This is a genomic window from Providencia sp. PROV201 (assembly GCF_028479545.1).
Lineage (GTDB): Bacteria > Pseudomonadota > Gammaproteobacteria > Enterobacterales > Enterobacteriaceae > Providencia > Providencia huaxiensis.
The window spans coordinates 1-9,868 of the sequence record NZ_JAMPNW010000039.1 but is presented as its reverse complement, the minus strand read 5'-3'; the positions used below and the strand labels follow the sequence as shown (position 1 = coordinate 9,868).

11 protein-coding genes and 1 pseudogene are annotated in these 9,868 nt (G+C 37.2%); 11 read left to right on the top strand and 1 reads right to left on the bottom strand.

Features of this window, described 5'->3' with window-relative positions; genetic code table 11:
* Positions 1–98: 98 nt before the first annotated feature.
* The 9 genes from PR809_RS19795 to PR809_RS19755 all read left to right on the top strand — a co-directional run bounded on the left by PR809_RS19795 (position 99) and on the right by PR809_RS19755 (position 8,085).
* A complete protein-coding gene (locus tag PR809_RS19795) occupies positions 99–488 on the top strand; it encodes a helix-turn-helix domain-containing protein (RefSeq protein WP_102140593.1) in 390 nt (129 codons plus the stop codon).
* Positions 489–570: 82 nt separating this feature from the next.
* Positions 571–1,134: a fimbrial protein gene (locus PR809_RS19790; RefSeq protein WP_102140594.1), complete on the top strand. Its 564-nt coding sequence runs from the start codon at positions 571–573 to the stop codon at positions 1,132–1,134.
* Between the two features lie 84 nt (positions 1,135–1,218).
* The gene (locus PR809_RS19785) at positions 1,219–1,746 is read left to right on the top strand and encodes a fimbrial protein (RefSeq protein WP_229597500.1); all 528 of its coding nucleotides are present in this window, start codon (positions 1,219–1,221) and stop codon (positions 1,744–1,746) included.
* A gap of 29 nt (positions 1,747–1,775) precedes the next feature.
* Complete coding sequence (locus PR809_RS19780) at positions 1,776–4,307, top strand: outer membrane usher protein (RefSeq protein ID WP_102140595.1); 2,532 nt, start codon at positions 1,776–1,778, stop codon at positions 4,305–4,307.
* A gap of 13 nt (positions 4,308–4,320) precedes the next feature.
* Positions 4,321–5,070, top strand: a complete 750-nt coding sequence (locus tag PR809_RS19775) for a fimbria/pilus periplasmic chaperone (protein WP_102140596.1) — start codon at positions 4,321–4,323, stop codon at positions 5,068–5,070.
* 8 nt (positions 5,071–5,078) lie between these two features.
* A complete protein-coding gene (locus PR809_RS19770) occupies positions 5,079–5,696 on the top strand; it encodes a fimbrial protein (RefSeq protein ID WP_102140597.1) in 618 nt (205 codons plus the stop codon).
* Positions 5,697–5,735: 39 nt separating this feature from the next.
* Entirely contained in the window at positions 5,736–6,302 is a 567-nt protein-coding gene (locus PR809_RS19765) for a fimbrial protein (RefSeq protein ID WP_102140598.1), read from the top strand.
* A gap of 13 nt (positions 6,303–6,315) precedes the next feature.
* On the top strand, positions 6,316–7,317 hold the full coding sequence (locus PR809_RS19760) for a fimbrial protein (RefSeq protein WP_229597502.1): 1,002 nt from the start codon (positions 6,316–6,318) through the stop codon (positions 7,315–7,317).
* 228 nt (positions 7,318–7,545) lie between these two features.
* Positions 7,546–8,085 carry a DUF2058 domain-containing protein gene (locus PR809_RS19755; protein ID WP_102140600.1) on the top strand — a complete coding sequence of 180 codons (540 nt, stop codon included), beginning with the start codon at positions 7,546–7,548 and terminating at the stop codon, positions 8,083–8,085.
* 31 nt (positions 8,086–8,116) lie between these two features.
* On the opposite strand, the gene PR809_RS19750 is transcribed toward PR809_RS19755, so the two are convergent.
* Positions 8,117–8,806 carry an RluA family pseudouridine synthase gene (locus PR809_RS19750; protein ID WP_206276708.1) on the bottom strand — a complete coding sequence of 230 codons (690 nt, stop codon included), beginning with the start codon at positions 8,804–8,806 and terminating at the stop codon, positions 8,117–8,119.
* 183 nt (positions 8,807–8,989) lie between these two features.
* On the opposite strand from PR809_RS19750, the gene PR809_RS19745 reads away from it, so the two are divergent.
* Both PR809_RS19745 and PR809_RS19740 read left to right on the top strand, forming a co-directional pair.
* A complete protein-coding gene (locus tag PR809_RS19745) occupies positions 8,990–9,472 on the top strand; it encodes a cold-shock protein (RefSeq protein ID WP_102140602.1) in 483 nt (160 codons plus the stop codon).
* A 153-nt stretch (positions 9,473–9,625) separates the two neighbouring features.
* A pseudogene (locus PR809_RS19740) lies at positions 9,626–9,868 on the top strand (hypothetical protein); the annotation flags it as partial.

The following is a 9,868-nucleotide window of genomic DNA, read 5'->3' as shown; positions in this document are numbered from 1 at the left end:
TTTTGTTGCGTTTTTTTTGCATTTCAAAAAATAAATTGTTTATTTTGCGAGCGGTTCTGATTGTTTTGCCACATTACATAAGGCTTTATTGGTGAGATATGAAAAGTAATAAATTAAAGACCAGTATAGATAGCTTTCAGAAAATACTAACTGAACAAATTGGCATGGAATTATCGCATCTTAGAAAAGAGAAAGGACTTAGTGGTAGTGATCTAGCTAAAAAATTAAATATATCACAACAACAAATATCTCGTTATGAAAGAGGAATATGTAGCATTAACTGTGGAATGCTATTTTCAATTTTATTCTATCTAGAAATTAGCCCAAGTGCATTTTTTGACAGTGTATCATTGAAAATAAATGAAAAAAACCCTAGTGCTAATTCATTTATTCATAATAGTGCATGTTTATCCGATGAAAAGGATAACTACCATTATATTTTTAATCGACAAACAGAAATTATTTTAAATTCTTTATACAGCAAATAGTTATTTTAAAAATAATAAATTCTAACTATGCCCTACATCATGTTGGGTAATCATCACGTTGTTATATATAAATGAGGTTCAAATGAAAAAAGTATTTTTAGCCGCACTAGTTTCTGCCGCTATTGCATCTCCAGCACTCGCTGATCAAGGGCATGGTAAAGTCACATTTAAAGGTGAAATCATCGATGCACCTTGCTCAATTAGTTCAGATTCTATTGACCAAACAGTATGGTTAGGCCAAATCGCTAACTCTGTTTTAGCGAATGGCGGTACTTCTAGCGCGAAGCAATTCAATATTGAATTGGAAGACTGTGTATTCCCGAAAGATGCAGATGATAAAGTGTACAACGATAAAGTGAGTATCACATTCTCTGGTTCTAGCGCTGCTTTCAACTCTAAATTACTTGGAGTAACAGGCTTAGACGCAACAGATACAACTATTGCTGGCAACGTGGGTATTCAATTAACGGATACTAATGGCGCAGCGTTAGATATGGGAGTTGCAACAGCTCAAGAACATCAATTACAAGCGGGTGATAATACATTACGTTATAGCGCTTATGTACAAGGTGCAAACGTTGCGGTTGATAAAATTCCATTAGGTAAATTCGAAGGCGTAACTAACTTTACCTTAACTTATAACTAATTGATTAGTTTAAGAGGAATACCTTTGTGTTCCTCTATTAATCACCAAATTAAGTCAGAGGTTAAAGTGAAAGGATTTATCTATTTGCGAAGAAAAGTATCTTCCCTATTTCTTCTAACATTATTTCTTTCGCCACAAATGGCTGCATCATCTCATGGATGGGGAAAAGTCACGATGAATGGCGAAATAGTCGATACTGCCTGCGCAATAGATATTGGGTCTAGGGATCAGACCATTAATATGGGGGTACTTCCAACAAGCTATATTCGTGAAGTTGGGAAAGGCCCCATAAAAGAATTCGATATTAAGCTCATTGATTGTCGTTGGGAAAAATATTCGAAAGATAATAACGAATGGAATTCACTCGAAGTCACTTTTGATGGTCCATCAGAAGGTGATTTTTTCACACTCTCGGGTGAAGCAAAAGGAGTGCAATTGGCATTGCATGATATATCGGGATATTCCATTACACCAGGAAAGCCATTACCTGCATTAGGAATTACACCAGGGACAATGATCCTGAAATATCAAATGCAATTAGTCACCAATTATCATCCTGTTAAAGCGGGTAATTACCAAACCTTATTAAGGTTCAAGGTCGATTATTATTAATTCTAAGAAATTATATTGGTGTTTTAGGGATGTTTTTTATGTTTTTTAAACAACACAAAATAAATATAATAACGACAACGATAATGATTACATTTGGGGCATTATCCGCTCAGTTATATGCTGCCGATACCATACAATTTAATACGGCATTATTTGATTTAGAAGACAAAAAAAACATTGATATTAAACAATTCTCACGGGCAGGCTATATTATGCCTGGCACTTATCCTCTTAAAGTACAAGTAAATAAAGAAACTTTACCTGAGCAACGGTTTTCATTCTATGCGCCAGAAAATGACCCTGAAGATAGCCTCGTTTGTATCACACCAGAGCAAGTCCAGCAGCTAGGATTAACAGCCAGTTCGTTGAAGCAAATTACGTGGTGGCATAATAATGAGTGCCTTGATTTACGCAGCTTACCCGGCTTTCAAGCACGAGGGGATTTATCGGACTCAACGTTGTATCTGAGTATACCTCAAGCCTACCTTGAATATAGAACAGCTAACTGGGATCCGCCTTCTCTGTGGGATGAAGGAATCTCAGGGGCTATTTTAGACTACAATATCAACGCAAGAGCGAATAAGCCTCATGATAACAATAGTAACTATAATGTGACAGCAAATGGTGTCGCAGGTGTGAACCTTGGTGCATGGCGCTTTAGGGGGGATTGGCAGGGGCGTGCTCAACGAGAAACTGGCTCGAATAGTAAAAATGAGCATGACTTTCAATGGAGCCGGTTATACGCCTACAAAGCGTTAACCAGTATTAAAGCAAAATTGACCTTGGGTGAGGACTATTTTAACACCGATTTATTCGATAGTTTTCGATTTACAGGTGTTAGCTTACGCTCTGATATCTTAATGTTACCACCTAATTTACGTGGGTATGCACCTGAAATAACAGGTGTTGCGACGACAAATGCGACGGTGATTGTTAGCCAACAAGGGCGAATTATTTATCAAGAACAAGTCGCTGCGGGTCCTTTCCGTATCCAAAATTTAAGTGATGCGACGACGGGAAAACTGGATGTTCGAATCGAAGAGCAGGATGGTTCGGTTCAAGAATATCAGGTTGAAACAGCCAATATCCCTTATTTAACTCGACCAGGTAGTATTCGATATAAATTAGCGATGGGTCGCCCAACGGATATGAGTCATCATGTTAATGGAGATACATTTGCGAGTGGTGAAATGTCCTGGGGTGTCACTAATGGTTGGTCATTGCTTGCAGGTTCACTAAATAGCCAAGACTATAATGCATTTAACGTGGGTGTCGGTCGTGACTTATTGGCATTTGGTGCCTTATCTTTCGATATTACGCATTCTATTGCAAATATTCCTAATGATAAAAAACTCACAGGTAATTCTTATCGAATAAACTATTCAAAACGTTTTGATGACTATGATAGCCAAGTTCAGTTCGCAGGTTACCGATTCTCAGAACGCAGTTTTATGACTGTAACCGATTTTTTAACGGCTAAAGATTCTGGTGAGCGTCAAGGTAGTAATAAAGAAATGTATGTGATTTCTTTAAATAAAAACTTTAGAGAATCGAGAATTACAGCGTATTTAAACTACTCGCACCAAACCTATTGGGATAAGCCAGAAAGTAATCGCTACAATTTAATGGTGACAAAAACCTTAGATTGGGGAAGCCTGAAGAATATTAATATTTCGTTATCGGCCTATCGTAATAAATATAACGAAACAAATGATGATGGCCTGTATATCTCAGCTTCAATGCCTTGGGGAAATGGTGCAAATATTGGTTATTCATTACAAGCAACACGGGATGATACCGTTAATCGAGCAACCTATTATGACAAATTGTCAGATAGAACCAATTATCAAGTCAGTGCAGGCTCAACCAACAAAGGTGGAACCGCAAGCACCTATATTACCCATTATGGTGATAATACTAAGTTAACTGCGAATGCTAGCTATATTCATAATAATTACACGTCATTTGGGGTAGGGGCACAAGGTGGATTTACCATGACTTTAAATGGTGCGGATGCTCACCGAGTCTCAAATATTGGCGGAACTCGTTTGCTGATCGACACTGATGGTGTGGCTAAAATTCCCGTATCAGACCGAGGGATCCCTATTGCATCAAATGCATTTGGTAAAGTGGTTGTTCCTGACTTAAATAGCTACTACCGCAGTAAAGTTAAAGTCGATTTAAATGCATTACCGAATAATGCCGAGGTAACGGATTCTATTGTTCAAGCGACATTAACAGAAGGCGCGATTGGCTATCGCAAATTTAATGTATTGTCTGGTGAAAAGATGATGCTTTCAATGCGTATGTCTGACGGTTCTGCACCGCCATTTGGCGCTCAGATCACGAATTTGAAAGGAAAAGAAACGGGAATAGTTACTGATAATGGATATGCCTATGTTAGTGGTATCAATCCAAATGAAGTCATGATTATTCATTGGGGTGGTGAAGCACAATGTGAAATTAATTTTCCTGAAAACTTAGAAACAATTAACCAAGGATTATTCATTCCTTGTAAACCATTATCAAATAAACGTAATGAAGCAGATAATAATCTGTAAATGAGTGATTGCTATGAAAAAATTAACTAATTTATATATCAGTACTATTTTATTAAGCAGTTTAGTTAGCGGAAGTGCGTTCTCGGCAATTGCTTTAGATAGAACCCGAGTTATTTTTAATGGCGATCAAAAAAGCGTTTCAATTACTATTACGAATAAAAATAACCAGCTACCTTATTTGGCCCAAGGGTGGGTTGAAAATATTCAAGGGGTAAAAATTACTTCACCGTTTGCGGTATTACCTCCAGTGCAGAGAGTTGAGCCCGAAAAATCAAGCCAAGTCCGTATTGAGGCACTTCCTGAAATTAACCAGTTACCTCAGGATAGAGAAAGTGTTTATTACTTTAATTTAAGGGAGATCCCGCCAAAAAGTGATAAACCGAATGTTTTGCAATTAGCGTTACAAAGCAAAATTAAATTATTTTATCGCCCTAAAAGTATCATGCTAAGCGAAACTGAAATGCTGAATAATCCTTGGCAAGAAAAAACACAGCTTATTAAACAAGGCGACCAATATATCATTAAAAACCCAACTCCTTTTTATATTACGATTATTGGTGCGGCCGAGCGAAAAAATTCACCTGTAAACCAGAATTTTAAGGCAGTTATGGTTGCACCATTTAGTGAAGAAAAATTAGGGGTTCCAAGCTCTACTGTAGGGGCAAACCCAGTATTGACCTATATAAATGACTATGGTGGCCGTCCAAAACTTCAATTTAAATGTCAAGCAAATACATGTCAGGTTGTTCCTGAAAATAAATAGAGAGGAAAATGATGATTAATCAAAAAAGCTTTTCCTTACTCTTTGGCTTATCTCTTATATTTCATTCATCTGTGATATATGCGACATCAAATAATGCCTTTTATAACACAACAGGTAATTGGGATGTTGAAGGTGCAAATGGCAAAATTTTCGTTTATGGCTCATTAACGGAGAGTGCATGCCATTTATCGATGGATTCTGCATTTCAATCCGTTGATTTAGGAAATATTGAAACTGCATCATTAAAAACAATTGGTGCCCAAGGCCACAAGACGCCGATAAACATCGAGTTATTGGATTGTATCGAAACCCCAACGGTTTTGAGAAACAATAAATCAGGTAATGTTACATGGAGTATTTCTCAGCCTGGCATGAAAATTAGGTTTATTACGCCAGTTGTCCCTTTTAGACCGAATATCGCGAGAGTTGAAGGTGTGAATGGGCTTGGATTACAGATAACTAATCCTAAAGGAAAAGAAATTGCTTTTGGTGAGTACAGTGAACCTGAGCTTATTTCTACGGGGCAAAATATTTTAACTTATTATGTAGCTCCCGTAAGAATTGCAGAAAAATTACAGGCTGGAGCTTATCGAAGTGTTATTTCTTTTCAAATAACGTATGAATAATCTTAATAGGTTTTCTGATATAGCATTGAAGGTATTTATATGAATAACTTAAATTTCAATTTTTATAAATTTAAAAAAATAATACTCTCGATGCTATTAAGTTTGTTATTTTTTTCGTTACAGAGTCAGGCAAAAAATGGTCAAATCGGTGAAATTAAGATACGAGGACAGCTTGTCGCTGAAGCTTGTACAGTAAGACCGGGTGATGAAAATATCATTGTGGACTTTGGTACTATTGTTAATAAGTACCTCTATATTAACCAAAAAACGCCACTTGAAAATTTTAATATTCATTTAGATGACTGTGATAATAGTATCTTTAGAACGGTGACCGTTAAGTTTACAGGAAATGAGAATATCAACTTACCTGGCCTTCTTGCATTAGATTCTGGCAGCATGGCTTCAGGTATCGGAATTGAAATCTTAGAGTATAGTGGTAAAAAAATTCCCATTAATAGTACGACACCTGCATACAATCTAGAGAATGGCACGAATATTTTAAGTTTTAATGCGAATGTGCAAGGGGAACCTGATGCAATAAAAAATAAAAGTATTGCATTTGGTCATTTTACTGCAACCGCTATTTTTAGTTTAATTTATGATTAAGGTATCAGCAACAATGAAGATATTAATATTACTTCTCGCAACCTTATTATTTTCCCCAACTATTTTTGCGTTCCAATGTAAAACTAATGGAGGACAAGAAGTTGGTGGGGGAACACAAAGTATTTATGATGTTCCTCTCGATAATGATATTTTTGCTGTACCTAATCGTATAAATGAATTCGCGGATGTGAGTGATTTTATGACCTGCCGTAATGAAGCACCTAGTGCTTACGTTGATTATTTAAATGTGACAGGTGCTGACCTTGGTCCTACATTTAAGAATAACCCAGAATTAAAAGCGGGTGTGGTCGTACGTGGCGCTTACTATTTAGCACCATTTAGTGGTAAAGAAATTCAAGTATTTCGTTTAACCACAGCAAGTGAACCTTTACAAATTAAATTATATTTACAGGTAAATGTTAAACCAACGCCATCAGTTTTGGTAAGAAAAGGCGATTTGCTGATGACGTTAGATCTCCATAAATATGCGACATTTGTAAATAGTAATCAGCATATTGACCATGCTTATTTTAAATGGAATTTCTATGCAGGTAATGACGTGGTTGTTGGAACGGGTACGTGTGATATCAATGATAACCAGATCATCATTGTTGATTTTGAAACAGTAAATGCATCGGGTATTTCAACGGTGGGAAGTGCAAGTCGTTTTCAACGTAACGCAGAAATCACTTATAGTTGTGAAGATAATAATCTGACAGCGCCAATAAAGATGATTATTAGTGGAGAAACTTCGACTTTTTCATCTGATGCTTTACTTGTTAGAACTGGAGATATTGGTAGTCAAGGTCCTATTATGCCGGGATTAGGTGTTGAGATTTATCATCAAGGGCAAAGAGTTTCCCCTATGAATGGGCATTTCGATTCAAAAATAGAAAATGGGCATGGTAGAGATACACTAATGTTCACGCTAGTTAAAAAACCTAATTTATCTCCAAATGAATTGATAGAAGGCCAGTTTAGTTCAGCAGCTACCATTATTATGTCCACTCCGTAGCTATTGAAGTTGAGAGGTTTTTATGTGGATGAAAGCCTCTATTTTTTCGCATAAGCACATTTTAGATTAGACAAAATAAGTTAAACACGCCGAATTTTAAATTATCATCGTTAGCATATTTTCTTAAATAACATCACATAATTTCTCCATCAATGAAGCTCAAAGCCTATCCGGCCTCAATTGCTACAGGTATAATCACATAATTATCCGATAGATTTAGAGGCGAAGATGGCAAAACTCACCTTACAAGAGCAAATGCTAAAAGCTGGATTAGTCACCAGTAAGAAAATGGCGAAAGTGCAAAGAACGGCTAAAAAATCACGCGTTCAAGCGCGTGAAGCAAGGGAAGCCGTAGAAGAGAATAAAAAAGCACAGCTTGAGCGTGATAAGCAATTGAGTGAGCAGCATAAACAAATGGTGCAATCCAAAGAGTTCAAAGCGCAAGTTAAACAACTTATTGAAATGAATAAAGTTGATATTTCAAAGGGAGATATTAGTTTTAATTTCACCGATAACAACGTTATCAAGCAAGTTGTTGTAGACAAGATAACACAAACGCAACTGATCAGTGGGCGTCTGGCTATTGCTCGTTTAGCGATTGATAACAGTGATATTAACGAGTATGTGATTATCCCAGCAAGCGTCGCGGATAAAATAACGCAAAGAGATGCAGATAGCATCGTACTCAACAATGCGCTCAGCCAAGAAGAACAGGATGAAGATGACCCGTATGCGGACTTTAAGATCCCTGACGACCTGATGTGGTAATACTCGTCAAATTTAAGCCGTAGCTTTGGCGTTAAAACGGGCTCGCACAGTGAGTATTAACTCTTTCTTGGCTAATGGGATGAACAAAATGCAGTTCGCTGGCATGTAACATGAGCCGAGATGCATGCTCTGGTATTTGGCCTCCATATAAGTCACAGCCTAATATAGGGTGGCCTAATTGTTGGCAATGGATGCGTAGCTGGTGGGTGCGTCCCGTTTCAGGTATTAGTTTGACTCGGGTTACTGGAAGCAATGTGCCATTATCTAATGGGTGATATAGGCGCTCAATTACTTGATAGTGAGAGCGGGCAGGTTTGCCATTAATTTCACAAAGAGACATGCGGGGAAACTGTGCAGGGTCTTTTGCTATTGCCGCATCAATGACACCTTTATCATCAGTTAAGTGGCCACAAAGTAGCGCTTGATATATTTTTGTTACGGTACGTTGGCTAAATTGCTGGCTCAGTGCGGCATTAATTGCTTTATTGCGAGCAACTACCATCAACCCTGATGTACCAAAATCGAGACGATGAACAAGAGTACATTCTGGGAATATTTGTACTAATCGGTGATGGACGGAGTCTAGGTTTTGTGGGTTTTTTCCAGAAAGGCTGAGTAGGCCGCTTGGCTTATTAATAAGAACCAGATACTCATCTTGATAGATAATTTCTATCTCATCGTGACAAGGCGGAGCAATAAAGGTGTCGATGATTTCAGTCATTAGCCTTTCCAACAAAAAATGGTTGTTGATAATAACCAATTTTTATTAGGCAGGCGAATGCTTGCCGCTTGCATCGGGTAAATTTATCACTCAGACTAAAAGCAAAGCCGTAGTCTGCGCACGCATTGTGCTCTATACTGCGCGTTGTAAAAACTGAGTCAATAAAAGATTAATTAGGCGGTAATGGCAATGAATGGAACGATCACAACATGGTTCGAAGATAAAGGTTTTGGATTTATCAAAGATGAGAATGGCGATAACCGTTATTTTCATGTGGTTAAGGTTGCCAACCCAGATTTGATTAAAAAAAATGCCGCAGTCACTTTTGAACCGACGACAAATAATAAAGGGTTATCTGCTTTTGCGGTCAAAGTCATACCTGAAAGTAAGTACATTTATATTGCAGGTGAACGGATTAAGATTACATCAATCAAATCCTATCGTGTTTATTCGGTAGAAGTACCTGCGGATACGCATATTGATAAAGAAAATACCGTGTTATCAATTGGTGCATTAATGAATAGTATTAAACCAAAATCAGATAAACCTAACCAAATGCGTTCATTGAAAAAATTAGAAATTAGCACGTTACATGGAGCATCGTTGACATTTTCGGAAGATGAAATTGATATCGATGAGGCTGTGAAACAACTTAAATTTAAGTGATTTCTTGTAAGGTAAACAGCGTCACCTTTGGGCGCTGTTTGCTTGTCTATTTTTGATCCCATCTTTCATTTCTTTTTTTAGCATTTCTCGATACCAACGAGGATGATATTTTTAGCTAAAACGTGTGAAATTGATGTTCCTAATGAAATTATATTGGGTAATGCATCGGGTGTGACAACAGTCAGTGAAATTAAGAATGATACAGTCTCAAAAAGTTTTCCTATTGGCTTAAGAAACTGTACCAGCACGGATCAAACAACTGCTGTCGTTTATTTAGCATCTGGAAATACCTTAACAGGCAGTAATAATTTCTTTAATGATGACCCTAACGGAGTGATTGGTGTCCAATTATTAGATGAGACTCGAGTTATTAGTATCAATCAAACACCATTAGCT